At 49.1% G+C, this 25,787-nt stretch carries 29 protein-coding genes; 20 read left to right on the forward strand and 9 right to left on the reverse strand.

Annotated elements, in window-relative coordinates:
• Positions 1 to 4 precede the first annotated feature (4 nt).
• The 8 genes from B0D95_RS03400 (at position 5) to B0D95_RS03435 (ending at position 8,820) form a co-directional block, all read left to right on the forward strand.
• Positions 5 to 931 carry a RodZ domain-containing protein gene (locus B0D95_RS03400; protein ID WP_078042585.1) on the forward strand — a complete coding sequence of 309 codons (927 nt, stop codon included), beginning with the start codon at positions 5 to 7 and terminating at the stop codon, positions 929 to 931.
• Between the two features lie 39 nt (positions 932 to 970).
• Positions 971 to 2,095 carry a flavodoxin-dependent (E)-4-hydroxy-3-methylbut-2-enyl-diphosphate synthase gene (ispG, locus tag B0D95_RS03405; RefSeq protein WP_078042586.1) on the forward strand — a complete coding sequence of 375 codons (1,125 nt, stop codon included), beginning with the start codon at positions 971 to 973 and terminating at the stop codon, positions 2,093 to 2,095.
• Between the two features lie 30 nt (positions 2,096 to 2,125).
• A complete protein-coding gene (gene hisS / locus B0D95_RS03410; RefSeq protein WP_078042587.1) occupies positions 2,126 to 3,397 on the forward strand; it encodes a histidine--tRNA ligase in 1,272 nt (423 codons plus the stop codon).
• 63 nt (positions 3,398 to 3,460) lie between these two features.
• Positions 3,461 to 4,156 (forward strand): tetratricopeptide repeat protein, encoded by a 696-nt coding sequence (locus B0D95_RS03415; RefSeq protein ID WP_078042588.1) that lies wholly within the window; start codon positions 3,461 to 3,463, stop codon positions 4,154 to 4,156.
• Entirely contained in the window at positions 4,157 to 5,383 is a 1,227-nt protein-coding gene (gene bamB, locus B0D95_RS03420; protein ID WP_078042589.1) for an outer membrane protein assembly factor BamB, read from the forward strand.
• Between the two features lie 176 nt (positions 5,384 to 5,559).
• Positions 5,560 to 6,960, forward strand: a complete 1,401-nt coding sequence (gene der / locus B0D95_RS03425; protein ID WP_078045602.1) for a ribosome biogenesis GTPase Der — start codon at positions 5,560 to 5,562, stop codon at positions 6,958 to 6,960.
• Positions 6,961 to 7,141: 181 nt separating this feature from the next.
• Positions 7,142 to 8,338 (forward strand): SpoIIE family protein phosphatase, encoded by a 1,197-nt coding sequence (locus tag B0D95_RS03430; protein WP_078042590.1) that lies wholly within the window; start codon positions 7,142 to 7,144, stop codon positions 8,336 to 8,338.
• Positions 8,338 to 8,820, forward strand: coding sequence for an STAS domain-containing protein (locus tag B0D95_RS03435; protein WP_078042591.1), 483 nt, complete (start codon positions 8,338 to 8,340; stop codon positions 8,818 to 8,820). The genes B0D95_RS03430 and B0D95_RS03435 overlap by 1 nt, the downstream gene beginning before the upstream one ends.
• A 31-nt stretch (positions 8,821 to 8,851) precedes the next feature.
• Here the strand turns inward: B0D95_RS03435 and B0D95_RS03440 are convergent, their stop codons facing one another.
• From B0D95_RS03440 to dusA, 3 genes are all read right to left on the reverse strand, one after another.
• Positions 8,852 to 9,313, reverse strand: a complete 462-nt coding sequence (locus tag B0D95_RS03440; protein ID WP_078042592.1) for a TerB family tellurite resistance protein — start codon at positions 9,311 to 9,313, stop codon at positions 8,852 to 8,854.
• The gene (gene tal / locus B0D95_RS03445; RefSeq protein WP_078042593.1) at positions 9,306 to 10,259 is read right to left on the reverse strand and encodes a transaldolase; all 954 of its coding nucleotides are present in this window, start codon (positions 10,257 to 10,259) and stop codon (positions 9,306 to 9,308) included. Before tal ends, B0D95_RS03440 begins: the two co-directional genes overlap by 8 nt.
• Positions 10,260 to 10,383: 124 nt before the next feature.
• A complete protein-coding gene (gene dusA / locus B0D95_RS03450; RefSeq protein WP_078042594.1) occupies positions 10,384 to 11,412 on the reverse strand; it encodes a tRNA dihydrouridine(20/20a) synthase DusA in 1,029 nt (342 codons plus the stop codon).
• A gap of 122 nt (positions 11,413 to 11,534) precedes the next feature.
• Between dusA and moaC the strand changes: the two genes are divergently transcribed.
• The 3 genes from moaC to moaE are packed head-to-tail and all read left to right on the forward strand — an operon-like array spanning position 11,535 to position 12,741.
• A complete protein-coding gene (gene moaC / locus B0D95_RS03455; protein ID WP_078042595.1) occupies positions 11,535 to 12,038 on the forward strand; it encodes a cyclic pyranopterin monophosphate synthase MoaC in 504 nt (167 codons plus the stop codon).
• Complete coding sequence (gene moaD / locus B0D95_RS03460) at positions 12,035 to 12,283, forward strand: molybdopterin converting factor subunit 1 (protein ID WP_078042596.1); 249 nt, start codon at positions 12,035 to 12,037, stop codon at positions 12,281 to 12,283. The genes moaC and moaD overlap by 4 nt, the downstream gene beginning before the upstream one ends.
• Positions 12,284 to 12,288: 5 nt before the next feature.
• Positions 12,289 to 12,741, forward strand: coding sequence for a molybdopterin synthase catalytic subunit MoaE (gene moaE / locus B0D95_RS03465; RefSeq protein WP_078042597.1), 453 nt, complete (start codon positions 12,289 to 12,291; stop codon positions 12,739 to 12,741).
• Positions 12,742 to 12,806: 65 nt separating this feature from the next.
• Here moaE and fucP read toward each other — a convergent pair whose 3' ends face one another.
• Positions 12,807 to 14,129 (reverse strand): L-fucose:H+ symporter permease, encoded by a 1,323-nt coding sequence (gene fucP / locus B0D95_RS03470; protein ID WP_078045603.1) that lies wholly within the window; start codon positions 14,127 to 14,129, stop codon positions 12,807 to 12,809.
• A 240-nt stretch (positions 14,130 to 14,369) separates the two neighbouring features.
• Between fucP and B0D95_RS03475 the strand changes: the two genes are divergently transcribed.
• Positions 14,370 to 15,407 (forward strand): LacI family DNA-binding transcriptional regulator, encoded by a 1,038-nt coding sequence (locus tag B0D95_RS03475; RefSeq protein WP_246841712.1) that lies wholly within the window; start codon positions 14,370 to 14,372, stop codon positions 15,405 to 15,407.
• A 61-nt stretch (positions 15,408 to 15,468) separates the two neighbouring features.
• Here the strand turns inward: B0D95_RS03475 and B0D95_RS03480 are convergent, their stop codons facing one another.
• Together B0D95_RS03480 and B0D95_RS03485 are read right to left on the reverse strand one after the other, a co-directional pair.
• Positions 15,469 to 16,305 (reverse strand): HDOD domain-containing protein, encoded by an 837-nt coding sequence (locus tag B0D95_RS03480; RefSeq protein ID WP_078042599.1) that lies wholly within the window; start codon positions 16,303 to 16,305, stop codon positions 15,469 to 15,471.
• Positions 16,306 to 16,321: 16 nt separating this feature from the next.
• The gene (locus B0D95_RS03485; RefSeq protein ID WP_168172392.1) at positions 16,322 to 17,284 is read right to left on the reverse strand and encodes a folate-binding protein YgfZ; all 963 of its coding nucleotides are present in this window, start codon (positions 17,282 to 17,284) and stop codon (positions 16,322 to 16,324) included.
• Positions 17,285 to 17,396: 112 nt separating this feature from the next.
• Here B0D95_RS03485 and B0D95_RS03490 point away from each other — a divergent pair, with 112 nt between their 5' ends.
• Together B0D95_RS03490 and B0D95_RS21090 are read left to right on the forward strand one after the other, a co-directional pair.
• Positions 17,397 to 17,651, forward strand: coding sequence for a succinate dehydrogenase assembly factor 2 (locus B0D95_RS03490; protein ID WP_078042601.1), 255 nt, complete (start codon positions 17,397 to 17,399; stop codon positions 17,649 to 17,651).
• Positions 17,652 to 17,721: 70 nt separating this feature from the next.
• Positions 17,722 to 18,159, forward strand: a complete 438-nt coding sequence (locus tag B0D95_RS21090) for a protein YgfX (protein WP_371453626.1) — start codon at positions 17,722 to 17,724, stop codon at positions 18,157 to 18,159.
• Positions 18,160 to 18,162: 3 nt separating this feature from the next.
• Here the strand turns inward: B0D95_RS21090 and nadB are convergent, their stop codons facing one another.
• Positions 18,163 to 19,788 (reverse strand): L-aspartate oxidase, encoded by a 1,626-nt coding sequence (nadB, locus tag B0D95_RS03500; protein WP_078042603.1) that lies wholly within the window; start codon positions 19,786 to 19,788, stop codon positions 18,163 to 18,165.
• A 239-nt stretch (positions 19,789 to 20,027) separates the two neighbouring features.
• On the opposite strand from nadB, the gene rpoE reads away from it, so the two are divergent.
• From rpoE to arfB, 5 genes are all read left to right on the forward strand, one after another.
• Positions 20,028 to 20,618 carry an RNA polymerase sigma factor RpoE gene (gene rpoE / locus B0D95_RS03505; protein WP_007641990.1) on the forward strand — a complete coding sequence of 197 codons (591 nt, stop codon included), beginning with the start codon at positions 20,028 to 20,030 and terminating at the stop codon, positions 20,616 to 20,618.
• A 124-nt stretch (positions 20,619 to 20,742) separates the two neighbouring features.
• Positions 20,743 to 21,471 carry a sigma-E factor negative regulatory protein gene (locus B0D95_RS03510; RefSeq protein WP_078042604.1) on the forward strand — a complete coding sequence of 243 codons (729 nt, stop codon included), beginning with the start codon at positions 20,743 to 20,745 and terminating at the stop codon, positions 21,469 to 21,471.
• An 87-nt stretch (positions 21,472 to 21,558) separates the two neighbouring features.
• Positions 21,559 to 22,575 (forward strand): MucB/RseB C-terminal domain-containing protein, encoded by a 1,017-nt coding sequence (locus B0D95_RS03515; RefSeq protein ID WP_246841713.1) that lies wholly within the window; start codon positions 21,559 to 21,561, stop codon positions 22,573 to 22,575.
• Between the two features lie 23 nt (positions 22,576 to 22,598).
• Positions 22,599 to 23,072: a SoxR reducing system RseC family protein gene (locus B0D95_RS03520; protein ID WP_078042605.1), complete on the forward strand. Its 474-nt coding sequence runs from the start codon at positions 22,599 to 22,601 to the stop codon at positions 23,070 to 23,072.
• Position 23,073: 1 nt separating this feature from the next.
• Positions 23,074 to 23,493: an alternative ribosome rescue aminoacyl-tRNA hydrolase ArfB gene (gene arfB, locus B0D95_RS03525; protein WP_078042606.1), complete on the forward strand. Its 420-nt coding sequence runs from the start codon at positions 23,074 to 23,076 to the stop codon at positions 23,491 to 23,493.
• A 12-nt stretch (positions 23,494 to 23,505) separates the two neighbouring features.
• Here arfB and B0D95_RS03530 read toward each other — a convergent pair whose 3' ends face one another.
• Together B0D95_RS03530 and B0D95_RS03535 are read right to left on the reverse strand one after the other, a co-directional pair.
• Positions 23,506 to 24,594: an MJ1255/VC2487 family glycosyltransferase gene (locus B0D95_RS03530; RefSeq protein WP_078042607.1), complete on the reverse strand. Its 1,089-nt coding sequence runs from the start codon at positions 24,592 to 24,594 to the stop codon at positions 23,506 to 23,508.
• A 51-nt stretch (positions 24,595 to 24,645) separates the two neighbouring features.
• Positions 24,646 to 25,188: a phosphatase PAP2 family protein gene (locus tag B0D95_RS03535; protein WP_078042608.1), complete on the reverse strand. Its 543-nt coding sequence runs from the start codon at positions 25,186 to 25,188 to the stop codon at positions 24,646 to 24,648.
• A gap of 190 nt (positions 25,189 to 25,378) precedes the next feature.
• On the opposite strand from B0D95_RS03535, the gene B0D95_RS03540 reads away from it, so the two are divergent.
• Positions 25,379 to 25,750, forward strand: a complete 372-nt coding sequence (locus B0D95_RS03540; protein WP_078042609.1) for a diacylglycerol kinase — start codon at positions 25,379 to 25,381, stop codon at positions 25,748 to 25,750.
• The last annotated feature ends 37 nt before the right edge of the window (positions 25,751 to 25,787 follow it).

Here is a 25,787-nt window from a genome sequence, read left to right on the forward strand (position 1 = left end):
AAAAATGACTTCTGAAGACGAGAAAAAATCCACAGACGATAGTAGATCCAGAGACCTTTCGCCCGGAAAGCTTCTGGTGTGGGCGCGTGAGCGATCCAACCTGACGCAAGATCAGGTGGCCAAAGAACTCTACATGACGCTCACTAAAGTCAGGGCATTAGAGTCTGATGACTATCGTCATATGGGCGCCGATACTTTTGTACGTGGTTACCTTCGCGCTTATGCCAATCTGGTTCATCTTGATGTTGCCCAAGTGTTGGTAGCCTATGATCGGCACCTGCAAAAATTAGGTTTGCTCGAAGCTCCCGTACCGCGTCGTACAGAATCTGCCAATAAACCTATTTGGCAGTTCGTGTTATTTATCGTGGTTGCTCTGGTTGTGCTGTGGTTAATTTCAATCTGGTTCTTTGATAATCGCCAGTCCCCCGTGATTGATCGCCCCGCCAATGTCACGCCGCAATTGGAGATTGGTCATGTCGCATTAAGTTCGACAGCCAGTTCGGTACTGCTTGTTGCGGATAGGATCCCGGCTGTTGAATCTACGGCATCCTCTACTGATAGTGTGTCCGCTACAACCTCGAGCGATGCGGTGCAATCCACTACACAATCCGTTAGTAGTGTCGCGGCATCTGTTGAGTCTTCCAGTCAGGCATCGGTGGCTGTTGTTCCGGTGGTCGCGAATACAACTGGATTGGCGGTGCTTGCGTTAAGTTTCACTGCGGAGTGTTGGTTGGAAGTGAGCGATGCACGCGGTGATGTGCTCGCGGCAGATTTGCAAGCAACAGGTAGTCGTTTGCAATTGCAAGGTGAGGCACCATTTGATGTGAAACTTGGTAATGCTCATGCGGCACGTATTGAACTTAATGGTGAGTCAATTGCGATAGCGCCATTGCCAACCACAAATGTATTGTCGTTAAAAGTGGGTCAGTAAACGAGTTGCTCTGCTCGTAAAAACGAATCGGGAAATGTTATGCACTGCGAGTCTCCTATAAAACGTCGTAAGTCGCGTCAAATAATGGTCGGAAATGTAGCGGTTGGCGGTGATGCACCTATATCTGTGCAGAGCATGACCAATACAGAGACAACAGATGTTGCGGCAACGGTTGAACAAATCCGCCGAATCCAGGCTGCCGGTGCTGATATAGTCCGTGTCTCGGTGCCTAGTATGGAGGCCGCTGAAGCCTTTGGTGCCATTCGGAAACAAGTCAATATTCCCTTGGTCGCGGATATTCATTTTGATTATCGTATTGCGTTGCGTGTGGCAGATTTGGGTGTGGATTGCCTGCGCATTAACCCCGGCAATATTGGTCGTGAAAAGCGTATCAAAGCCGTTGTTGATAAAGCGCGCGATTTAAATATTCCCATTCGAATTGGTGTGAATGCCGGCTCGCTTGAAAAAGACTTGCAGAAAAAATACGGTGAGCCAACGCCCGATGCCCTGGTTGAATCTGCGTTGCGTCATGTAGAAATTTTGGATCAATTAAATTTTTACAACTTCAAAGTCAGTGTAAAAGCCTCTGATGTATTTATGGCTGTTGCTGCTTATCGCAAGCTTGCCACGCTGATTGATCAACCGTTGCATTTAGGTATCACTGAAGCGGGCGGTTTACGTTCTGGCACAGTGAAATCTGCAATTGGTTTGGGCGCTCTGTTAATGGACGGCATAGGCGATACTATTCGCGTATCCCTGGCAGCAGATCCGGTAGAAGAAATCAAAGTGGGTTGGGATATGCTGCGCAGCTTAAAAATTCGCAGCAAGGGCGTTAATTTTATTGCCTGCCCAAGTTGTTCTCGTCAGAACTTTGATGTGATCAAAACGATGAATGATTTGGAGCAGCGAGTAGAAGATATTACCGTTCCTTTGGATGTAGCGGTTATCGGCTGCGTGGTGAATGGCCCGGGTGAAGCAAAAGAGGCTGACTTGGGATTGGCTGGCGGAACACCCAGCAACCTGATTTATATTGATGGCGAACCAAATCAGAAGTTAACCAACGAAAACCTGGTTGATAATCTGGAGCGCCTCATTCGTGCCAAGGCGGCACAGAAGCAGGCAAAAATGGATGCTGATGCAAAAAATATTATCGCAAAAGCCTGATGCTTTTGTATTGACAGATAAGGTTTTAAATTGAAAAAAATACAAGCAATTCGCGGCATGAATGATCTGCTTCCGGCAGACTCACCGCTGTGGCAATACGTGGAATCGGTGGTTACCGATATCCTCGCGCGTTATGCCTATCAGGAAATTCGTTTTCCGATTGTGGAATCTACTGAGTTATTCAAGCGTTCAATCGGTGAAGTTACTGATATCGTTGAAAAAGAAATGTACACATTTGATGATCGCAATGGTGACAGTTTGACCTTGCGTCCGGAAGGTACTGCCTGTTGTGTTCGCGCCTGTGAAGAAAATGGTTTGCTTTATAATCAAACACAGCGTTTGTGGTACATGGGCCCCATGTTTCGTCACGAGCGTCCGCAAAAAGGGCGCTATCGCCAATTCCACCAGATTGGTGTTGAAACCTTCGGTATTCAGGGGCCAGATATTGATGCGGAAGTGCTGGTGTTGAGTGCACGTATTCTGCGTGAGCTGGGTGTGGCAGAGCATGTCCGCTTGCAAATTAACTCCTTGGGAAGCACTGAGGCACGCGCTGCGTATAAACAAGCACTGGTAAACTATCTGAGCCAGCTGAAAGATCAGCTTGATGAAGACAGTAAGCGTCGTCTGGAGTCAAATCCACTGCGAATTCTCGACTCAAAAGATGCAAATACCCAAACACTATTAAATGCAGCGCCGGTGCTTTTGGATTACTTGGATGATGCCTCTCGTGAGCATTTTGAGGAATTGAAAACACTGCTTGATGCAGCGGGTATTCGCTATGAAGTCAATCCACGCTTGGTGCGTGGACTCGATTATTATGGTAAAACGGCGTTCGAGTGGGTGACTGACAAATTGGGGTCACAAAGCACAGTCTGTGCCGGTGGTCGCTACGATGGCCTTGTTGAGCAATTAGGCGGTAAATCTACACCTGCTGTTGGTTTTGGTATTGGCCTTGAGCGATTGGTGTTATTGCTGCAAGCTGCAGAGGTTGTGCCTGAGGGCTTGGATCAACAGGCTGACATCTACTTGGCTGCCGTTGGTAATGTGCAGTCAGCTGCGATGAAATTGGCAGAACGTATCCGCGACGAGATCCCCTTTGTTCGTTTATTGGTCAATTGTGGGGGCGGTAATTTTAAAAGCCAATTAAAGCGAGCCGATAAAAGTGGTGCTGAAATCGCATTGATTTTAGGGGAAGATGAAGCTCATGCTGGCAAGGTTAGTATTAAGTTCCTGCGGGATGAGATTGAGCAGCAAACCCTGCCATTTGATGAAGCAATTGCTTATTTGCAGTCGCTTGAGTAAAAAAATAACGGTTTTAATCATTAATATTTCCTGCGCTTTGCGCAAGTCCTACAGGAGTCAATTGTGAGCGTACATCTTTCAGAAGAAGAACAATTAGAGGTATTAAAGCGCTGGTGGAAAGACTACGGCAAAACAGTAGTTATTGCTGTTCTGGTGGCGGTGGCTGGCTATTTTGGTTTCACCACTTGGCAGGATCAAAAACGCCAGAAGGCTGAAAATGCATCAGCAACTTATGAACAGCTGTTGAAATTGGTCAATGTTGAGCCAGGAAAGGCAATCTCTGATGCGGACAAAGCAACAGTGACTCATTTGGCTGATCAATTAAAGGATGCGAATAGCAAAAGTATGTACGCCCATAGTGCTGCTTTTTTTCTTGCCAAGCTGGCTGTTGAAGATAACAAGTTAGATGATGCAGTGAGTGAACTTAAATGGGTTTTGTCTGCCAAACCGGATGCTGCAACCGAGCAGTTGGCGCGTTTGCGCTTAGCGCGTGTGTTAACTGCCCAGAAGGCATATGACGAAGCCTTGGCACAGCTGAGCCCAGAGCCTGCGGCAGCATTTGTTGCTGATTATGCCGAAGCGCGCGGGGATATTCTTAAATTACAAGGTGACTTGGACGCGGCTAGAACCTCATTTGAAAAAGCTCTGAACTCAATCGATCCGCAACAACAAGAACGTTACATGTTATTGCAAATGAAAGTTGATGATTTGAAAGTAAATGACTCTGTGCCGACAGCCCCTGTTGCTGAGGAGAAGTAAATGACGCAAGTCTCTGTGAGGCACTTTAGCTGGTTGATTTTGCTTTGTGCGTTCGCTGTTTCCGGTTGTTCCTGGTTTAGTAAAAAAACAGGGAATGAACCTATGGAATTGGTCGACTTTAAAGAAACCGTCGATCTTGACCGGGTGTGGAAGCGTGGTATTGGCGAGGGCCAGAATAAAGGCTTTAGTAGTCTCACGCCCGCATTGGATGGCGAGATGATCTATGCGGTTGATTACGAAGGGTTAGTGGTTGCAGTAAATACTACCTCGGGCAAAAAACTGTGGTCTCACAAAGTTAATAAGCCTGAGCAAAGTGTTTGGGGCTGGTTCAAAAGTTTCTTTGTGAGTACTGACCCCAATTACCAGATTATTGGTGGCATTGCGGCTGAGAATGGATTGCTTCTGGTTGCAACTTACGCCGGTGAGGTCATGGCTTTATCAAAAGATAATGGCGATGAACTGTGGCGTAAACAATTGCCGGGTGAGATTATCTCTGCACCGCGTACAAACGGCAGTGTGGTTGCTGCCCAGTCAGTCAATGGCAAGCTTTATGCGTTGGATGCCAAAACGGGCGATCAATTGTGGTTTTATGACAATCAGCCACCGGTATTAACCCTGCGCGGCACACCATCGCCCATTGTTACCGATACAGCAGTTTATACCGGCTTTTCCAATGGCCGCATGATGGCATTTAACCCTAATAATGGTTTGATTCTGTGGGAACAGCGTATTGCATCGCCTAAAGGGCGTTCTGAATTGGAGCGTATGGTTGATATCCATGCGAGTCCTATTCTTCGCGACGGTGTTATCTATGTGGGTACATACCAAGGCAGAATAAGTGCTGTAGCGCGTGGTACGGGTAGCCCATTGTGGGGTATTGATGGGTCGACCAGTGAGAATCTGGCTGTTTCTGCTGACAAGGTGTTTGTGGCCCACTCTGACGGCAAGGTTGCTGCCTACAGTGTTGCCACTGGCGAGCAACTGTGGGTTAACGATCAGATGTTGCGTCGCAATCTGAATGGCCCACAAGTATTTGGCGATTATGTGGCAGTAGTAGATTTTAAAGGCTACATGCATGTGCTGAATCAAAGTGATGGTCAGTTTGCCGCACGTACCCGTGTTGATAGAAAAGGTGCCCGCGCGCCCATGCAAACCGATGGGGATACGCTGTACGTTTTCACCAATCGTGGCAAGTTAATCGCTTTCCGTGCTGAAAAAGACGAATAGCGTTCAGTCTGTTTATTTACCACAACAACCAGCCGCTGAATTTACCATTGGGTGATTAATGGTAAACTTCACAGCGGCTGGTTTTGTTTTTGGCCGTATTTATTCCTTGGCTCGGTTTATTGTTTGGCTATAGCCACCTTCATTCCTGATTTTTTATCTCAATTGATATTTTTATGATTATCCCCGTAATAGCACTTGTTGGTCGCCCTAATGTGGGTAAATCCACGCTCTTCAATCGCTTGACCCAATCGCGTGATGCACTGGTTGCAGACTACCCCGGGTTAACCCGTGATCGTAAGTACGGCGAGGGTGTATTGGAGAATCGCCGTTTTATCGTTATCGATACCGGTGGTATCAGCGGTGAAGAGGAGGGTATCGACAGTATGATGGCGGGGCAGTCGCTGCTGGCAATACAAGAGGCGGACATTGTGCTCTTTATTGTGGATAGTCGAGCTGGACTTAACCCGGCGGATGAAATCATTGCCAAGCATCTGCGTGTTAACAACAAAAAAACCTATTTGGTTGCCAATAAAATTGACGGTACTGACCCGGATATCGCTCTGGCGCCCTTTTATGAGTTAGGGCTTGGGGAAGTACATCCAACCACTGCAAGTCATGGTCGCGGTGTTAGATCCCTGATGGAAGAAGTGTTGGCGGATATTCCGGAGTTTCCTGAAGGCTATGAGCCGGATGATGCAACCGGCATCAAGATCGCTATTGTTGGTCGCCCCAATGTAGGTAAATCCACCCTGGTAAACCGCCTGCTGGGTGAGGATCGTGTGGTTGTTTATGATCAGCCGGGCACAACCCGTGACAGCATTTATATCAATTACACCCGCTTTGATAAGCCTTATACCATTATCGATACGGCAGGTGTACGTCGACGTAAGAATATTGATTTGATGGTGGAAAAGTTTTCTATCGTTAAAACCATGCAGGCGATTGCTGACGCAAACGTGGTGGTATTGGTGATGGATGCCAGCGAAGGAGTGGTAGAGCAGGATTTGCATCTGATGGGCACCACCATTGAAGCCGGGCGCGCGCTGGTAATCGCCTTGAATAAATGGGATGGGCTGGATGATGCGCATAAGCAATATGTAAAAAATGAAATCGAGCGCCGCTTACGTTTTGTAGATTTTGCGACTATTCACTTTATTTCAGCTTTGCATGGCACGGGTGTTGGCAACCTCTATAAATCCATCGAGCTGGCCTACCAGTCTGCTACGGATAAATTCAGTACCAATTACCTGACAAGAATTTTGCAAGATGCTGTGCGTGAGCACCAGCCGCCGATGATTCAAGGGCGTCGTATCAAACTGCGTTATGCTCACCCCGGCGGTCACAACCCACCTATTATTGTGATCCACGGTAACCAAACGAATGACGTTCCCAGTCACTACACCAAGTATCTGGAAAAGACATTTCGTCGTGTCCTCGACCTGCATGGCACACCAATCAAAATAGAGTTCCGTAATAATGAAAATCCTTATTCGGAGCGCAAAGGCAAATTGACCCAGCGTCAGTTGGTTGAAATGCGCCGGAAGGCAGAGCGTGAGAAAAACCGTAAGCCAAAATAGGTGCGCCGAAATGGCGCATCCTTCAGCCTTATTGCGGTTGTTTGATGTGCCAGTAGGCGAGCGTTAAAAGATGTGGTTGCAGAGCCAACTACGGCTTGCAACAGGCGTAGTGAAGGAGTAGTGTTACGCGCTTTATTGATCGCCGCCGCGGTCTACCTGAACTCCAATGCCCGAGCAGAAGATGACACCCGCAAGCCGCAAGCTGCTTATCATCGATGACGATGCCCTTGTCCGCCAAAGCCTTGTGACCTATCTCTCCGATAGTGGTTATTCTGTGCAGTTTGCTACAGATACCCATTCTGCCCTGACAATCCTGCAATCCGACTCTACCAAGCCAGACCTTATTATCACCGACCTGCGTATGCCCAATGGCGACGGTTTGCAGCTTCTGCACGCCTTGCATGATCAATTCCCGGAGTTACCTGTAATTGTGGTCTCTGGGGCAGGGGTGATGAATGATGTGGTCACGGCATTACGTTTGGGAGCCAGGGATTACCTGATTAAACCTCTGGTAGATCTGGAGGTTCTTGTTCATTCTATTGATAAGGTGCTGGATCGGCAGGATCTGGAAGCAGAAAACCTGCGTTACAGGGCGCAATTGGAAGAGGCTAACCGCGAGCTGAAAGAAAATTTGCGGGTTTTGGAGCGGGATCAAATCGCTGGCCGCCGGGTTCAGCGACGCTTGATGCCCTCGGGCCTTGCCACAGAAGAGGGCTACCAAGTTGCCCATACTATTGTTCCTTCCTTATTTCTCAGTGGCGACTTTGTTGATTACGCCCATATCAAAAAACGTTACCTGGCTTTCTACCTTGCGGATGTTTCCGGTCATGGCGCATCGTCGGCATTTGTCACTATCTGGCTGAAGCACCTGGTGAGCCGGATGGTGCGTGAAGAGGGGCTGTTTGGTGATGAGCATTCCTTTGTGGATGGCGCAGACCAGATGCTTCGACAAATAAATCGCGAACTTCACGAAACGCGGCTCAGTCATCACCTGACCTTGTTTGTGGGTGTGATAGATACTGTGACGCACAAAATGCATTATGTGGTCGCAGGGCATTTACCTATGCCGATTCTGGTCACTGAATCTGGTGCAGAGTACCTCACCGGTTACGGCAAGCCTGCCGGTATTTTCAAAGATGTCAGTTGGCAATTATACGAGCGCGATTTGCCTGAAAAGTTTGCGTTGGTGTGTTTTTCGGATGGTGTTCTGGAAATGCTGCCTCAAAATGAATTGGCAGATAAAGAGGCGCATTTGTTGGCGCTGGTTGCCGCGAGTACTGGCACATTGGAGTCAGTCAGCGATAGTTTGGTGATAAAAGAGATGCGCGATAATCCGGATGATATTGCCGTCTTGTCGATTTCCAGGGGTGTGAGTTGATGAAACCCGGTCAGATTCTGGTTGCTGATCACAACGGTGTTTATGTGATTAAGATGTTGGGCGATGTGCGCCTGACATTGTGTATTTCATTTGATCAATTTATCGACGCGATGTTTAAAAGTGAAAACTTCACGTCAGTGTTGTTTGACCTGTCTGAAGCAGAAGCTATCGATAGCACAACCTTGGGTTTGATGGCAAAGATATCGATTTTAGGGCAGGAGCGTTGCGATATGGTGCCGGTTATTCTTGCCAGCAACCCAAGCATCCAGCGCATTCTGCAAACCATGGGTTTTAGCGATATTTTCACTATTGTCGACAAGCTTGATGGCCCTGTACTGGATGCTCAGCCATTGCACTGCGTGAACTGCGATGAAAAAGTTGTCAAAGATAAAGTATTGGAAGCACACAAAATTTTGATGGGACTAAACGCAAGTAATGCAGACACTTTCCGCAATCTGGTGAACATGTTGGAAAATTGTTGAGCTGGTGTGCTATTGACAGTGAGCTTTGAGCTTAAATGAACCCGGCTTTTACCAAACTTTTAGCACGAATAAATTCGCTGTGCGGAACGTAAATTAAATCCGCCACTTTTCTAATCATATAGTCTTCGTATTTATCCAAATCCCCATCGGCGTACGCCATTTCCCACATAGCTTTTATCAAGCGAAACTTATCATCATGGGAGCACTGGCTATTCACAATTTGCGTAAATTGGTGAAGTGAGGTTGCATGGTTAGATTCAGTTTTGGCAAGGTCAACCAACTCACTAATTTCATTGGTTGTCAGTGAAAATTTTTGAGTGAGTAATTGATGGAGTTTGCTGGCTTCAATATCGGAGAAGTGATGATCAGCCATTGCAATTTCGACCAGCAGCGCAGCAACAGCCAGTTGTTTCTGGTGATCGGTAAGGGCTGGGGAATCGCCACCTGCTACTTGCAGATGGCGTTCGATAAACCGCGAGAGTTTATTAAGCACGGGCTTTGAGCAAATTCTCGAGGTTGATTTGGTCTTTCACAAAACCGCGGATGCCTTCGGCCAACTTTTCAGTTGCCATAGCGTCCTGATTGAGGCCAAAGCGGAAGCTGGCTTCAGTCTCAATTTGTTTAGCGATGGCTGCGCCTGAATTGTTGGGTGAAAGCACACGCTTCAATTCACCTTTGTCTTGATCCAACTCTTGCAACAATTGCGGGCTGATGGTCAAACGGTCACAGCCAGCCAAGGCTTCGATCTCGCCAAGATTGCGGAAGCTCGCACCCATCACAACAGTGTTGTAGCCATTTTGTTTGTAGTAGTTGTAGATCTGGCGTACTGATACCACACCTGGATCTTCTTCTGCGGTGTATTCTTTTTTGTCAGTATTGGCTTTGTACCAGTCAAGGATTCGGCCTACGAAGGGTGAAATCAGGAATACGCCGGCATCCGCACAGGCAGCGGCTTGATTGAAACCAAACAACAGGGTCAGGTTACAGTTGATGCCTTCTTTTTCCAGCACTTCAGCAGCGCGAATGCCTTCCCACGTGGAGGCAAGTTTGATCAATACACGTGACTTATCTACACCGCCTTTCTCATACAAACTGATCAACTGGTGAGCCTTGGCAATTGATGCCTTGGTGTCGAATGACAAACGAGCATCCACTTCGGTTGAAATGCGGCCGGGAACAATTTTCAGGATTTCCAAACCAATGCCAACGGCGAGATGATCACAGGCAGCACTCAATTGTTCAGCGCTGTTGGTAATGCCTTTGCTGGCAGTGATAGCAGCAGTCAACAGATCCTGGTATTGCGGCATTTGCGCGGCTTTGTATACCAGTGATGGGTTGGTGGTCGCATCCAGTGGTTTGTAGAGGCGAATGGCTTCGATATCGCCAGTATCGGCTACGACGTCGGTAAATTGTTTCAGTTGTTCGAGTTTACTAGTCACAGTGGTAATCCTATTTCTGAAATAACAAGTGGTTGATATTCGTCTTATTGCCGTCAGAACTATTATAGTCTTAATGACTTTTTGAGTGAAGCAGTCATTTTTTATAAAGCGATCAATGCATAGGCTATCGGGATGTTAGGCTTATGCCAGTATCGGTAATGTTTGTTAATGGTACCTCATTTACAGCAGCAAGCGCTCGTTCCAGTACCTCAATTCCCGCACCGGGTTTATGTGCTTGTTCGCTGATGACACGCCGGAATTGCCGAGCACCGGGCAGGCCTTGATAAAGCCCCAGAATATGTCGAGTCAAATGATTGAGGCGTGCGCCCTTGGCTAATTGTTCGATGCAATATTCCTTGAATTGTTCCATAACGGCTTCGCGGCTGATTACGGGACGCGTGCTGCCGTAGATCTGTTGGTCTACTTCGGCCAACAAGTAAGGGTTGCTGTAGGCTTCGCGGCCAATCATCACGCCATCAACCTGTTGGAGCAGGGTTCTAGTCTGTTCCAGCGTGGTAATGCCGCCATTGATAATAATGTTGAGCTGAGGGAAATCCTGCTTCAGTTGGTAGACCTTATCGTATTGCAATGGCGGTATTTCGCGATTCTCTTTTGGGCTTAGGCCTTTTAGCCATGCTTTGCGGGCGTGAACAATAAATGTAGTGCACCCTGTGGCGGCAATGGTGCTTACAAAGTTAACCAATCCGGCATAATCTTCCATGTCATCGATACCGATGCGGTGCTTCACTGTGACTGGAATTTTTACTGCATTTTGCATCGCCGCAATACAATCAGCCACCAGTGCTGGTTCTGCCATCAAGCAGGCACCAATCATCCCATTTTGTACGCGATCACTGGGGCAGCCACAATTGAGGTTAACCTCGTCGTAGCCCCAGTCTTCGGCGATTCGTGCGCACTCTGCAAGGTCTGCGGGGTTACTGCCGCCGAGTTGTAATGCCAGCGGGTGTTCGCAGGCGTTGTGATCGAGAAAGCGTTTTTTATCGCCATGCAGTAGTGCGCCGGTGGTAACCATCTCACTGTAGAGAACAGCTTCTTTAGTAAGCATACGCCAAAAGGTGCGGCAATCAGATGTTGACCACTCCATCATGGGGGCGAGGGTGAAGCGGCGGTCTAGGACGGTGGGTAATGTCATCAGGATATGAAATTCAATAGCGCAAAATAAAATTGCCAGACAATGTTGGCAGGTGTTTTATGATAGCGATATTTACTCAAGGCTGCACGGTAATCCCGTCTGGCAACAGGAAGAATCTACTTATGTCATTAACTCATATCGACTCCCAAGGCCACGCCAGCATGGTAGATGTGTCCGATAAGCCCGCCAGTGTGCGCGAAGCGCGGGCCTTTGCGCGTGTGCTGATGCAGCCGGAGACCCTGGTGCATATCAAAAATAACAGCTTGAAAAAGGGTGATGTGTTGGCGGTCGCTCGCATAGCCGGTATTCAGGCAGCAAAAAAATGTGCTGATTTAATCCCGCTGTGTCACCCCTTGGCTCTGAGTAAAGTGGCGGTGGATTTCAGTTTGGATGATGTTAATGCCAGTGTGGAAATTACCAGTTATTGCAAGCTGACCGGGCAAACCGGAGTTGAGATGGAAGCATTGACTGCCGCAAGTGTTGCCGCGTTGACGATTTACGATATGTGTAAAGCTGTGGATATGGGCATGGTGATTGAACAGATTTGCTTATTGGAGAAAAAGGGCGGGCGTCGTGGACATTATCAACGCGGGGTAGAATCGCAAGTGGAGGGAAATGAAGCATGATTCGCGTCGTTTTTCTGGCTCAGCTGCGTGAGCAGTTGGGGTGTGCTGGTATAGAGGTCGATTCTACAGAAGTCAGTTCCATTAGCGAATTGAAACAATATTTGCTGGAGAGATATCCTGAGTGGAGCGAATTTCTGGAGCAAAAAAAATTATTAATTGCACTTAATCACGAATATGCGCGCAGCGATTTACCCTTGGTGTCCGGTGATGAAGTTGCATTTTTTCCGCCGGTTACCGGAGGCTAGCTAGTATGTCGTTTTCTATTGCGATTCAAGCCGATGATTTTGATGTGGGCGCTGAATATGCCCGATTAATTGAGCATGATAAAAGGGCAGGTGCGGTAGTATTTTTTGTCGGGCGTGTGCGCGAGATGAACCAGTCCCGTGTCGTATCCGGTTTATCGCTTGAGCATTATCCGGGTATGACGGAGCGAGTGCTGGAGCAGATCATGGAGTCTGCCAGAGCACGATGGGATTTAATTTCAGCGCGCATTGTGCATCGTGTAGGTGCGCTGCATCTAAGCGATCAAATTGTATTTGTGGGTGTTACTAGTCAGCATCGCGAACATGCATTTCAGGCTGCAGAGTTTTTGATGGATTTTTTGAAAACCCAGGCGCCTTTTTGGAAAAAGGAAATAACGGAACAGGGAGAGGTGTGGGTAGATGAGCATCAAAAAGATAAAAATGCCAGTGAACGATGGTAGTAAATAAACAACCATAAAAATGGGCGCCAGGGCGCCCATTTTTATGGTGAGTTATCGGTCACTCATTACAAGTGTGCTGGCTCAGCAGCAGGTGCCGCTTTGTAAATGCCAGCGTATTTAATACCGAAATACATAATGTACAGGTAGCAAACAGCAGGTAATAAAAATGACAGTTGCAAGCCGATGGTGTCTGCGAGAGCACCTTGCGCCAGAGGAACTAGCGCGCCGCCTACGATCGCCATGCACAATACACCTGAGCCTTGGCCAGTGAATTTGCCAAGGTTATGCAGTGCCATACTGAAAATGGTCGGGAACATAATAGAGTTAAACAGGCCTACAGCAATAATCGCCCACATGGCTAACTTACCTTCGGTCAGCACGGCTACCAGCACCAAAATTACGGAACAAATACAGTTAAAGGCCAGTGTTTTGCCAGGGCTTACGTAGCGCATAACGGCAAAGCCAATAAAACGGCCGACCATTGCACCGCCCCAGTAATAGCTCACCAGATGCGCGGCATCGGCTTCTTTTAATCCGGCAATATTTTCTTCGCCGAAAAAGTTAATCAAAAAGCTACCAATAGATACTTCTGCACCTACGTACAAGAAAATACCAATAGCGCCCAGCACTAAATGTGTATGTGACAGCGCAGACTCTTTATTGGAGGCGGTATCAGCTGATAGACCGGGTTCTTCGTCGTGTTGGATTTTAGGTAATTTGGCAAAAGCAAAGAACAAGGCCAATGAAAGCAATGCTGCTGCCAGTGCAAGATAGGGACCCTGTACGGAAGCGGCTTCCTGAGCGCGATGGGCTGCTTGTTCTGCTGCCGGTAACAGCGCTAACTGATCGGCGGTGAGTACAGCGGTTCCCAAAATCAACATACCACCCAAAGCTGGGGCAATAGTGGTGCCCAAGGAGTTAAATGCTTGCGTAAGTGTTAAGCGGCTTGATGCGGTTCTGGCTGGGCCAAGCACCGTAACATAGGGGTTGGCCGCAACCTGCAAGATGGTGATGCCCGAGGCCAGCACAAACAGGGCAAGCAAAAATAATGCGTAGCCACTGGTGGCTGCGGGATAAAAAAGTGCGCAGCCTGATGCGGCAATCACAAGGCCAGCTACGGCGCCATTTTGATAGCCTAGGCGTTTGATCAGCGCACCTGCTGGTAATGACACTACGAAGTAGGCGCCAAAGAAACAGAACTGAACCAGCATCGCTTGGGTATAGCTAAGGGTGTAAACACTTTTTAAATGGGGAATGAGTACATCATTCAATGAGGTTAATAAGCCCCACATAAAAAACAAAATGGTGACGATAATAAGTGGAACGGTATTGTTGCCCGTGTCCGCCGCGTTGAGTTGAGTCGATGAGCCTTGGGGTATGCTGGCCATGGGGGTTACCTCATTGTTATAAAAATTGTTTGTCGTTGTCGTGGTCTTAAAATAACGTTTGCCGATCAATAAAACCGTGGCGTGCTGACGCAGCTTGGGCAAGCTGAGCTGAGCGCGCGCGGTACTATAATGCAAGCGTATAACGCTGTCACATTGTTTGTTCCCGGTTTACAATCGGTTGCACTCTGGTGATCTTATGGTCATTTTGACCTCTAAAACGATAATGCTGAGGTGAATATAGTGACTAAAGCAACAATTGATGATGTTGCCGCGCTGGCGGGCGTTTCCATGAAAACGGTGTCGCGTGTGGTGAATAATGAACCCAATGTGCGGCCTGCCACGCGTGAAAAAGTAGAAGCGGCGATTCGGGAATTAAGTTATCGCCCCAACCAGTCGGCGCGTAGCCTTGCGGGTAACCGCTCCTACTTGCTTGGGCTTATTTATGGCCATCCCAGCGCACACTACGTCTTGGATATTCAGGAAGGTGTGTTGGAAATTTGCCGCCCGCAGCGCTATGAATTGCTGGTGCACCCGGCAATTCATCGCGATCCTAATTTGATTGATGAAGTCACGGATTTGATTTTGGAGAAGCGGGTAGATGGCGTCATGCTAACGCCGCCACTGTCAGACAATATGGCCGTGATCACGCTACTCAAAAAAATGAATATTCCGTTTGTGCGCGTGGCACCTACAGAAAATAAATCCGCTTCGCCCTATGTGGAGACCAATGATGAAGAAGCCTCTTACGATATGACTTGCCAGTTAATTACCCAAGGTCACACTCGTATCGGTTTTATTTGCGGGCACCCGGACCATCGCGCTATGTCACTGCGTTATGAGGGTTACAAGGCGGCGCTAATTGAAAATGAATTACCGCTCTTGCCTGACCTGGTTGCACAAGGGGAAAACTCTTTTGAATCCGGTGAAATGTGTGCCAAGCAATTGTTGGGGTTGCCGGATCGACCTACGGCGATTTTTGCCGCTAACGATGATATGGCTGCTGGTGTCATAATGGTGGCCCATCAGATGGGCGTAAAAATTCCGGCGCAGTTATCGGTTGCCGGGTTTGACGATACGCCAGTTGCGCATCAGATCTGGCCATCATTAACAACCATTCGTCAGCCCATTCGGCAGATGGCGAAAAAGGCAACGGACTTATTGCTTAAACAGTTAAAAGGAAAGGATATCCAGTTGCCTGCCAGCATGTTGAATTCAAGCATTATTGTGCGTGAATCTACCGGGCCTCTGGTGGCAGTAAAACCGGGAAAACCAAAATAGATGGGGGATGCGCTGCCTTGAATATCGCAGCAGCGCGTATCTTAAGGTTACTTCAGCATGCTCATCCGAGCATTGACATAGCCGCTTCCATATCAGCGCTTAAATCTTCTGATTCACTGACCTGCATGTCCGAGTCAAGGCCGAGCCGCTCAAAGGCTTTCACCTGGGTGAAATCAATTTTAGTCATGGCGGAATTGCTGCCCAAATAACTTTGCAACATAGCGACGGTGACAATGTCAGCGTAGTCTGCTTTTGGAATCGAACGAGTGAAATCCACATGCTGCGTGGGAATGTGAGCTAGCTCTTCCGGAAAACCCCAGGTTTTTAAAATCAGGTCACCCAAGGGCGCATGAAGTTCATCGATAACTGCATCCAGGGTAAAGCTGTCTTTCAATAATGCCGGGTGGTCTTCGGCATAGGTGAGAATAGGAAGCACGCCAATTTTATGCACCAGCCCGGCAAGTGTGGCTTGATCGGGGCGCAGCTTGGTGTAGTGCTTGCAAAGTACGTGGCTAATACCGGCCACTTCACTGGAGCTTCTCCAAACTTCGCGCATGCGCATGTCTACCAAGTCAGAAGTGGCTTGGAACATTTGTTCCATTGCCAGGCCTGTGGCGATATTGCAGGTGTATTGAATGCCAAGGCGCATGAGGGCGGTACGTAAATCTTCAATGGCGCGACTGGCGCGCAACAACGGGCTGTTGGCAACACGGATAATACGCGCACTCAGCGCGGCATCGTTGCCAATCACGCCGGTTAATTTGTCGATGTCAGCATTGGGGTCATCGGCTACTTCCCTTACTTTGAGTGCAACTTCTGGCAGGGTGGGTAATACCAGTTGGTCCTTTTCAATCGCGGTCACTATTTCCTGGCGTACTTTTTCGGCAATTGGATTCATTGGGTGTCCTGACATCTCATTGGATAGGGGCATCATCTGCTGTAGGTATAGCATAGGGCAGGTTGCGCGGGCTTAGTTTTTCCGTGGCGTCTGCCACACTGGCATGGTCCAGTTGTTCATCCAGCAGCGAGGCCAGCAGTTCGATTTTTCCAGATTGGTTGCGCGATGCCATTACAACCGCACCTGCCTGTTGTCCGCTGAGGCTATTGACCACTGCTGTGCCTGGTGCGGGAATCTTGTCAGCTGTGTACTCAAAGCGATACATATGGCGTTTCAGTTTGCCGCGATAATGCAGTCGCGCAACGATTTCCTGCCCGGTATAACATCCTTTACGGAAGTTGATACCGTTGATCAATTGGTAATTTAGCTCTTGCGGTGTGAAGAGTTCGTAGGATTCAGGGTAAACATCGGCGATGCCACTGGCGATATCCAACAGTTGCCATGCCTGCGCATCCATGGATTGTGTCTGTTTTGTCACCGCATCCAAAAAATGATCCTGTTCGGCAAGCGCAATCCAGCATTCAAATCGATTTGCCGCCAATTGGATCAGGTAGCTGCCACGATGTTCGACCCAGCCATCTTGCTCTGTGGGCAGTTGGGTGAAAAATGTGCTGGCGGCTGCAGCGGCAGATTCGCCGAATAAACCAAACAGGGCGAAAGCATCTGTACCTTCATGCAGCTTGGCTTTGGAGAAAACAATATATTTACCAAGGGTTTTTTGCGCTGATTCCAACATGCTGGCGGGGATGCGCAGCGCAATGGTCTCGCTATCCATTTGCAGGGCGCGAAAGCTCAGCAATATTCTCCCTTTGGGGTTGCATTGAGCGCCGATGCGCGTGACAGCTGCAGTCAGTTCCTTTACATCACAGGTGACTTGCCCTTGAAGAAATTTACTGGCGTCGGGGCCTTTGACCAGAAGGAGTTGTTTGTCGGCAAGTGTTGCGAGGTAGGCAGTGGGCGATAAATCCGGGTTGGGCATGGGGCAAATTCCGCAAATTAACGACAGGCAGCGCGATTCTCTAGCCAAAGTGAGCCTTTGGCAAGCTGCTCGTTTATAATGTGCGCCTCTCATCATCAATACGGGTATTAGCGTGGATATCAATCGGTTATTTTGGGGTAGTCGGCGCGGCATGTTGGAATTGGATTTGGTGCTGATGCCATTTTTGGAAAACGTATATCCCGGGTTGGAGCAGAGCGATAAAGAACGCTACTGGTTATTATTGGAAGAGCAGGATCAGGATTTGTTTGCGTGGTTTCTCCGCCGGGAAAATCCTGATAACCCAGAACTACAACGGATTGTGGATATTATTCGTGCAAACACCGGGCTTCAACAAAAAAGCAACTGACGCTTGTGGCTTGCTGTCACTGTCTTCGCAAGATCTATCTCCCGCCTCAAAAGCACTGCCGCCACTGGCGGTGCTGACCATCAGGGATTCTGCCTTTTTGCGCAGGTTCTACCGCTGTTTTTATTGTCTTTTTGCTGTTGCACTTATTATCGCGCTTGGTCCTTACCTGAGCGATGAGCGCAGCAGTGCTATCACACGTTTGATCTGGTGCTGTGCGACATTGTTGGGGTGCATTGGGTTGTGGTGTGTTTGCCAGAGACAATGCAGGGCAATTCCGATGGGCAGCCTCGCCTATGAAAATGGGTTATGGGTACTGCGGGATAAAAATAAGCTGATGAACTATGTGTTGGCAGGTGATGTGCTCTGCTGGCCGTGGCTGATTATTCTGCCGTTGAAAACCATGGAAGGTCGTAGCAGGTTGCTATTGCTTGGGGCTGATGCGCTTGAGCCCGCCGACCAGGCACGTTTGCGCACCTGGTTGCGGGCGTGTCTGAAACCCAAAGGCTAGCGGTTAAAAGTCTTTACTGACAATCACATCTTGCCCGGCAAAATTGGTCGGTACCAAAATAGTGTCGCGTGCGATGGGCGACTTCTCCGGGTAGTCGGGCGAGTAGTGGAGGCCTCGGCTCTCTTTGCGCTCGTGTGCCGAGCGAATGATTAATTCGGCCACAGTTGCCAGGTTGCGCAGTTCAATCAAATCACTGCTGATGTTGTAATTGCTGTAGTACTCAGCAATTTCTTTTTGCAGCAGCTTGATGCGATGTGTGGCGCGCTCAAGGCGTTTATGGGTGCGAACAATACCGACGTAATCCCACATAAACCGGCGCAACTCATCCCAGTTGTGCGAAATCACCACGTCTTCATCGGAGTCGCGTACGCGCGAAGCATCCCACTGGGGTGATACATCCGGCGTATTGATCCGATCCAGTTTGGCCAGAATGTGCTGTGCCGCCGATTGGGCGTAGACGATACATTCCAACAGTGAGTTGCTCGCCATACGGTTGGCACCATGCAAGCCGGTAAATGAAGTTTCGCCAATCGCATACAAATGCTGCAAGTCTGTCTGCCCGTTCTTATCGACCACCACGCCGCCGCAGGTATAGTGCGCCGCTGGCACCACGGGGATCGGCTCTTTGGTGATATCTATTCCGAACTCCAGGCAGCGTGCTTTAACGGTGGGGAAATGCTCGCTGATAAATTCAGGTGATTTGTGGCTGATATCCAGGTACACAAAATCGCACCCCAGGCGTTTGATTTCATGGTCTATGGCGCGAGCGACTATATCGCGCGGTGCCAATTCTTCGCGCTCATCAAAACGCGGCATAAAGCGCTCACCACTGGGTAGGCGCAAGTAGGCGCCTTCGCCACGCAAGGCTTCGGTGATCAAAAAGTTTTTAGCGCGCGGATGATAGAGGCAGGTGGGATGGAATTGGTTGAACTCCATATTGGCCACCCGGCAGCCGGCACGCCATGCCATGGCGATACCGTCTCCGCTAGCGCTATCAGGGTTGCTGCTGTAGAGGTAAACCTTGCTTGCACCACCTGTTGCCAGTACAACCACCTTGGCCTGGAATACATGAATAGCATCGCTGGTGTTGTCGAGCACATAAGCACCGCTACAGCGCAGTTTGCGCGAGTCGGCATCGGCTTGGGATATCAGATTGATGGCGACATGATGTTCAAAAATATCGATATTCTTTTGCTGCTGTACCTGATCTATCAGTGTGGAGTGAACCGCTTGGCCGGTGGCATCAGCACTGTGAATAATACGGCGATGGCTATGGCCACCTTCTTTTGTGAGGTGGTAATCGCCATTGGCGTTTTCTTTAGTGAAGTTAACGCCTTGATCAATCAGCCATTGGATGGCGGCTTTACTGTGTTCAACGGTAAAGCGAACAGCGTCTTCGTGGCAGAGGCCTGCGCCGGCGATTAAGGTGTCGGCTACATGGGCATCAATTGAATCCTGATCATCAAGCACCGCCGCAATACCACCTTGGGCATACCAAGTGGAACCCTGATTGATTGCATTTTTACTCAGTACTGCCACACGGGCTTCTTTGGCAAGGCTCAACGCCAATGTCAGGCCAGCGGCGCCTGAACCTATCACCAGAACATCATATTGGTAGTGTTTATTCATTCAAATCAGACCCGGTTTACGAAAGTAGGGCAAAAAAGTGAGCAACAAGTTGTCGCCAGTATATCAAGCCTTGGCGTTATAAAGCGGCGCAACACAGGGTATATACGAACTAAACAGCGTTGTGGTTAATAACCCCGTATAATGCGCCCTGAACTTTTAATGTATGGTTTTGTCTATAAGCGGTTCTAAACCAATAGACTTTGCATAAGATACTGTGTTTTCCCTTGGGGGTTTAAAGAATGACAGCGCAATTAGCGCCTGATGTTGATCAGCAACTGGTCGAGCGAGTTCAAAAAGGCGATAAACGCGCGTTTGATTTGCTAGTGATTAAATACCAGCACAAGGTGCTGGCCGTGATCAGCCGATTTATCCGCGATCACGCTGAAGCCCAGGATGTCGCCCAAGAGGCGTTTATTAAGGCTTATCGCGCTTTGCCTAATTTTCGTGGCGATAGTGCTTTTTACACCTGGATTTACCGTATCGCCATTAATACTGCGAAAAATCACATCGTAGCGCGCAATCGCCGCCCGCCGTCCAGTGATGTAGAGATAGAGGATGCCGAGTTTTTTGATGGCAACGATGGTATGCATGAACTCAATACTCCTGAGCACAATGTATTGTGCGAGGAATTGGAAAATACCATCGCCCAGGCATTCAAGGATTTGCCCGATGATCTGCGTACCGCAGTAACATTGCGTGAAATCGATGGCCTGAGTTACGAAGAGATTGCGGAAGCCATGGAGTGCCCGGTAGGTACGGTGCGCTCGCGTATCTTCCGCGCTCGCGAGGCGATAGATAAGCGAATCAAGCCGCTGGTTGAGGATATTTAGCCATCTTTAAAAACTTTCACATTTTTTTGTAAATCTTTGAACCAATTGGCTAGTGTCTAGTCATATCGAGTACAGCGTTAACAACCGAATCACCACCAGCATTTGCACAGAGGCACCCGCGAGAATGACAGAGCAAACTCAACCACCAGTGCTTGCCGAATCTCTATCAGCACTAATGGACAATGAAGCTTCCGAGTTGGAGCTGCAGCGGCTGTTAAAAGCGCTGGAGTCAGAGCCGGAGCTGAAGTCCACTTGGTCGCGCTACCAGATTGCCGGTGCAGGCGTAAAAGGCGATATTCCGGTTCTCGCTTCCAGTGATTTTGCCTCCCGCGTGAGTGCAGCGATTGAGGCAGAAGAAACCTATTCGGCGCCTGCGGCTCATCAGGTTGCGGCGAATCAGACAAGTGCTCCAGCGAGCAATGTTGTTGCCATGCCGTTGCGCTGGTGGCAACAAGCAGGGCGTGTCGCTGTGGCGGCTTCGGTGGCGGGTGCAGTAATTCTGGGGGTTCAGCAATACCAAACCCCAGGCCTCAACCCTACCGATATGGCCGCAGGCACCATGGCAGCGGCACCTGCGCCAGCCACAGAAAGTAAGGCGGCGAATTTGCCATCCGGTATTAACGCGCCGGCATTATCGGCACGCACTGTTGCGGTACAAAGTGGTTATGAATCTCGCCCACAAGAGAGCCGCAGGGTGATGTTTGTGCCGCGCCAGCAAGTGGCACCGGTTTACAATGAAGATGTCAGTAGTTATGTGAATCAGTTGATTCAAGAGCATACCGATAATGCATCGCTTAACAGTGGTCAGGGTATGCTGCCTTACACCCGAGTGATTCTGGTCGAAGAGGACTAATTTTTATCTCCCCTTCCTGTCCGGATCCTTGTAAAAGCAGGTGGAGCAGTTATGCTGCTCCCCTGATTCCATTCTCCCGAGACACGCATGTTGATCCCCGTTCTTATCCACCGCCTGATTTGCTCCTCTGTTATTGCTTTGGTGGCTACAGTTCCGTTCATGGCCGTCGCACAGCAGGACTCTTCGTCCGGTACGAGTCTAGCCGATCCCCATGTTTCCCCAGCGGCACCGCAATCCCCTGAGGTAGCGAGTCTGTTGCGCAAAATGGCAACCATTCCCCACACCCTTAACTATCAGGGGTCGTTTACCTATCAGCACAAGGATAATCCTGCGCTCCAGAGCTTTCGTATTATCCATTGGGTGGAAGAGGGCGTTGAGTATGAGCGCTTGCAACATTTGAATGGTCCTGAACGTGAAGTGTTGCGTAGCGGTAAGTCCATTGGCTGTGAGTCATTGGGCGATCAATTGTTGCAGGGAAAAATAAGCCAATTCGGTGCCAACCTTGCGCGCCTTGATCAGTTATACAAGTTTGAGATTCGCGGACCGGAGCGAGTTGCAGGGCGTGAAGCGACGGCACTCTTGGCGCTACCGCTTGATCAATTCCGTCACAGTTCCTTGTTGACCATTGATAATGAGACGGGTTTGGTGCTCAAGTCATGGTTGGTGGATGAAACTGCCCGTCCGCTCGAGCGCTACCAGTTTATTGACCTTGACCTGAGCCCGGATATTGAGAGCCTGCGTGAACCCAAAGCGCGCTTGCATCGTGCAGCGGCGCCTCAAGTGGCTGATTGCAATCCCACCGAGGTGAAGCAGGTTGAACGCTGGGCCTTGGGGTGGATTCCTCCCGGCTTTGCTTTTGTTGGGCAGCGCCAGGTTCGAAATCATATTGATATGTTGATGTACACTGATGGACTGACAACATTTTCGGTCTTTATCGAGGAGGCGAGTGGCGCAATTCCCGAAGGGGTTGCCCAACGCGGCGCTACTTTGGCGGTCATGGATTCATTGAGCTACGCCAACAAAAACTACCGCATTACGGTAGTGGGTGAAATTCCAGTCGTCACCGCGCAAAAAATTGCGCAAAATATCGACGGTATCCAGTAATAGCGAGTGCTGCAGGTTGTCACATGATTCTTGAAACAGGCCGTATTGTATCCATAGAGGCAGAAGGTGTTTGGGTGGAGACCATCCAAAAATCAGCCTGTGGTTCATGCAAAGCCGAAAAAGGCTGTGGCCAGAGCCTGCTTCATAAATGGGATGGACATTCAGCCTATATCTGGGTGTTATTGGATGGCCGCGATCCGGCGCGCTACACCCTGGGTGATGAGATTCAAATCGGAATACCCGAAGAGGTCATCGCCAAGGGATCTTTATTGGTCTATCTGGTTCCTGTCATCAGCTTGGTCGTCTTAACGGCGCTGGCGCATAATCAGTTTGCTCATGAAGGAATTACCACCCTGGCAGGTTTTGCGGGCTTGGTCTTGGGTGGGCTTATCGTCCGCTGGCATTCATGGCGCACCCGTTTTGACCGTGACTTGCAACCGGTATTAGTCGACGAGCAGCAACCACTACGATTCTATCGGCCCCTCGAGCAACACTGATATGTTGCGGATTAATGCTTCCGACGTTATCTCGCCGGGTGAGATTGAACTCACTGCTATGCGTGCGCAGGGGGCGGGTGGACAGAACGTCAATAAAGTGTCGAGTGCGATACATTTGCGTTTTGATATTCCCAATTCTTCACTCAGTGATTTTTGTAAATCCCGCCTGCTGTCGCTAGGTGATAAACGCATCACCAATGATGGTGTGTTGATTATTAAAGCCCAAACCTATCGTACACAAGAACAGAATCGCGATGATGCATTAACGCGCTTGCGCGATATTATTCTCGATGCGATCAAGATAGAAAAACCGCGTCATGCGACTCGCCCTACCTTCTCCTCCAAGCAGCGCCGTATGGATGCCAAAACCCAACGCGGTGCGATCAAATCAGCACGGCAGAAAAAAATCACCTTGGATTAATGGACAACAACCTTAAAACCCGGCTGAATTTTTCAGCGCAGCTAACACGGGTTTTGGTTGGGGATTGTTAATCGGTCGCCGTTCCTCTTGCCACAACTGCTGTTGCAATTGCTCCATATTTTTCCCGCCGCCAGCCATCAGCCAGTTAACCAATGCCTTGGCAACATCCGGGTAATTACGCGGGCTGGTTGGTGTATTTAATGGTAGCCAGCGTGCCAGTGTTGCCACATCCAGTGTGGTTGCCATGGTGCCCAGCCCCAGTTTCTCCAGCGCTATCGCATTGGATTTTTGTTCCATTTGTCCTGCAACAGGTTGCGCCAGGATTTTTTTTCCTAAATGTATCGCCTCGCTGGGCAATTCAAAACCCGCACTGCAAATAACGCCTTCACAGCGGTGTAAGTCCCGTTGAAAACCGTCGCGTGAAAAAGGGCGAATGTGTATGTGGCCCTCGTCAGTGGCCGTGGAAACGGGTTGATACACAAAAAATTCGTAATCCGGGAAGTGACGCAATTGCGGCACTATATCGTCCAGGCCAGCAAAGGGCAGGTACACCAAATAATGTTTGGGGGTGACGATATTAGGGTGTTGGCCAGCTTCCACCAGCGGCGGCAAAATAGGTTGGCCAAAGTGATGCCAGTGCAACCCTATGGGTTGGCTGACAGGTGCGAAATTACGCATAAACCAGCGCACAAAAATATTGTCGTCTGCTTTGGGGATGTCATAAAAAAAAGCATTTTGGTGCGATATACCAATGACGTGTTTACCGGCACGTTTTGCTGCCCAGGCGCTCACCGGTTCAAAGTCATTGATAATAAAATCATAACCTTCAAGGTTTACTGATGTTACGTCATGGTACAACTGCCCAAGGTTCGCGGTAAGCAAGGTTTTTGCGTAACGTACCTTGCCATGTTCAGTCACAAAGGTTAATCCGCGATAGGTTTTGAAATCGCCGAATGCTTGCATATCAAAATAGTTATCGCGTTCCCTGCCAGAAAAAATCCAGTCGACCTGCGCACCCGCGTCAGCAAGTGCTTTCGCCATAATGCGTGCGCGTGTGGTGTGGCCATTTCCCGTACCTTGAACGCCGTATAAAATTCTCATGCCGTTTCACTCTTGATGAAGATGCTTATGCCCGTGAGGCAGGCGGTAAACTTAGTGCAGTGCGACAATCAACCCGTGCAAATAAATTCCCCAAAATGCACAGAGGCTACCAAGCAGTGCACCGGCAACCAAATCGGTTGGGTAGTGAACGCCCAGCAGAACACGACTGATTCCTACTGCTGATGCCCACAAAAAACAGGGCAGGGCAAAGGCCGGATAAAAATTCAATACCAGGCAGGCAAATAAAAATGCTGCAGCTGTATGGCCTGAGGGAAAACTGAATTGATCAGACGGCGTGATAAATGCCTGGTAGCTGCTGATCTTGACGGCCGGGCGATCACGTTTGATGAGGTTTTTTAGCAACAGGTAAAGGCTGACATCGAAGCTGTAGGCGATAATCCCGGCCCAGAAAAACGTAGCGCCTGCATCGGGCTCAAGCAGCGCCAGTGCAAGTGCAATACACAAGTAGACTGGGCCATCGCCAGTCGCAGAAATAAATCGCACTGAGCGACGGTATTGAAAGCGTTTTGTCACATGCACCCATAAGAATGCAAGGGTGTCCAGGTGGTGGACGCGCTGTAAAAAAGTATTCATGATTCACCGCCATTAATGATTTGCAGATGAATGAGAGCGACGGTTATTGTTGTGCCCTCTCCGTAATCATTTTTAGCACTGCTTTATGACGCTTCTGTGACTGCCGGGTGAAGCTCAAGTGACACGGCGAAAACAGGGCGCTTTTTTTGATTGAATCGGCTGTTCTAACTGAAACTAGTGGAGTAAAACCATGGGGAAGCCAGGTAAAACCGGCATGGCACGTGTGATTGATGCATTTGGTTATTCAATGAAAGGCCTGTCGGCCAGTTGGAAATACGAGGCGGCTTTTCGTCAGGAAATAACGATGGGTCTGGTGCTGATTCCTATCGCCTTTTGGCTGGCGCAAACCCATATAGAGTTAATTTTGTTGATCAGCAGTATTTTCTGGGTATGGATGGCAGAGCTGGCCAACTCTTCGGTAGAAGCGGTAGTTGACCGTACCGGTTCCGAGCGCCATGAACTGTCGGGGCGAGCAAAGGATATAGGTTCGGCATTGGTATTTATGAGTTTGCTATTGCTGGGGATTACCTGGGGCATCATCGCGTTTAATCGCTTCGCCTGATAGCGTTGGAATAGTGAAAAACCCCGGCAGCCCAAGG

Source organism: Cellvibrio sp. PSBB023 (assembly GCF_002007605.1).
In the GTDB taxonomy this organism is placed as follows: Bacteria; Pseudomonadota; Gammaproteobacteria; order Pseudomonadales; family Cellvibrionaceae; genus Cellvibrio.

What these genes read in the sequence shown, in the direction of transcription:
- B0D95_RS03400 (WP_078042585.1), top strand. Translation starts at nt 5, where the DNA reads ATGACTTCTGAAGACGAGAAAAAATCCACAGACGATAGTAGATCCAGA.
- ispG (WP_078042586.1), top strand. Translation starts at nt 971, where the DNA reads ATGCACTGCGAGTCTCCTATAAAACGTCGTAAGTCGCGTCAAATAATG.
- bamB (WP_078042589.1), top strand. Translation starts at nt 4,157, where the DNA reads ATGACGCAAGTCTCTGTGAGGCACTTTAGCTGGTTGATTTTGCTTTGT.
- B0D95_RS03430 (WP_078042590.1), top strand. Translation starts at nt 7,142, where the DNA reads ATGACACCCGCAAGCCGCAAGCTGCTTATCATCGATGACGATGCCCTT.
- B0D95_RS03435 (WP_078042591.1), top strand. Translation starts at nt 8,338, where the DNA reads ATGAAACCCGGTCAGATTCTGGTTGCTGATCACAACGGTGTTTATGTG.
- dusA (WP_078042594.1), bottom strand. Translation starts at nt 11,412, where the DNA reads ATGACATTACCCACCGTCCTAGACCGCCGCTTCACCCTCGCCCCCATG.
- moaC (WP_078042595.1), top strand. Translation starts at nt 11,535, where the DNA reads ATGTCATTAACTCATATCGACTCCCAAGGCCACGCCAGCATGGTAGAT.
- moaD (WP_078042596.1), top strand. Translation starts at nt 12,035, where the DNA reads ATGATTCGCGTCGTTTTTCTGGCTCAGCTGCGTGAGCAGTTGGGGTGT.
- moaE (WP_078042597.1), top strand. Translation starts at nt 12,289, where the DNA reads ATGTCGTTTTCTATTGCGATTCAAGCCGATGATTTTGATGTGGGCGCT.
- fucP (WP_078045603.1), bottom strand. Translation starts at nt 14,129, where the DNA reads ATGGCCAGCATACCCCAAGGCTCATCGACTCAACTCAACGCGGCGGAC.
- B0D95_RS03480 (WP_078042599.1), bottom strand. Translation starts at nt 16,305, where the DNA reads ATGAATCCAATTGCCGAAAAAGTACGCCAGGAAATAGTGACCGCGATT.
- B0D95_RS03485 (WP_168172392.1), bottom strand. Translation starts at nt 17,284, where the DNA reads ATGCCCAACCCGGATTTATCGCCCACTGCCTACCTCGCAACACTTGCC.
- nadB (WP_078042603.1), bottom strand. Translation starts at nt 19,788, where the DNA reads ATGAATAAACACTACCAATATGATGTTCTGGTGATAGGTTCAGGCGCC.
- rpoE (WP_007641990.1), top strand. Translation starts at nt 20,028, where the DNA reads ATGACAGCGCAATTAGCGCCTGATGTTGATCAGCAACTGGTCGAGCGA.
- B0D95_RS03510 (WP_078042604.1), top strand. Translation starts at nt 20,743, where the DNA reads ATGACAGAGCAAACTCAACCACCAGTGCTTGCCGAATCTCTATCAGCA.
- B0D95_RS03515 (WP_246841713.1), top strand. Translation starts at nt 21,559, where the DNA reads ATGTTGATCCCCGTTCTTATCCACCGCCTGATTTGCTCCTCTGTTATT.
- B0D95_RS03520 (WP_078042605.1), top strand. Translation starts at nt 22,599, where the DNA reads ATGATTCTTGAAACAGGCCGTATTGTATCCATAGAGGCAGAAGGTGTT.
- arfB (WP_078042606.1), top strand. Translation starts at nt 23,074, where the DNA reads ATGTTGCGGATTAATGCTTCCGACGTTATCTCGCCGGGTGAGATTGAA.
- B0D95_RS03530 (WP_078042607.1), bottom strand. Translation starts at nt 24,594, where the DNA reads ATGAGAATTTTATACGGCGTTCAAGGTACGGGAAATGGCCACACCACA.
- B0D95_RS03535 (WP_078042608.1), bottom strand. Translation starts at nt 25,188, where the DNA reads ATGAATACTTTTTTACAGCGCGTCCACCACCTGGACACCCTTGCATTC.
- B0D95_RS03540 (WP_078042609.1), top strand. Translation starts at nt 25,379, where the DNA reads ATGGGGAAGCCAGGTAAAACCGGCATGGCACGTGTGATTGATGCATTT.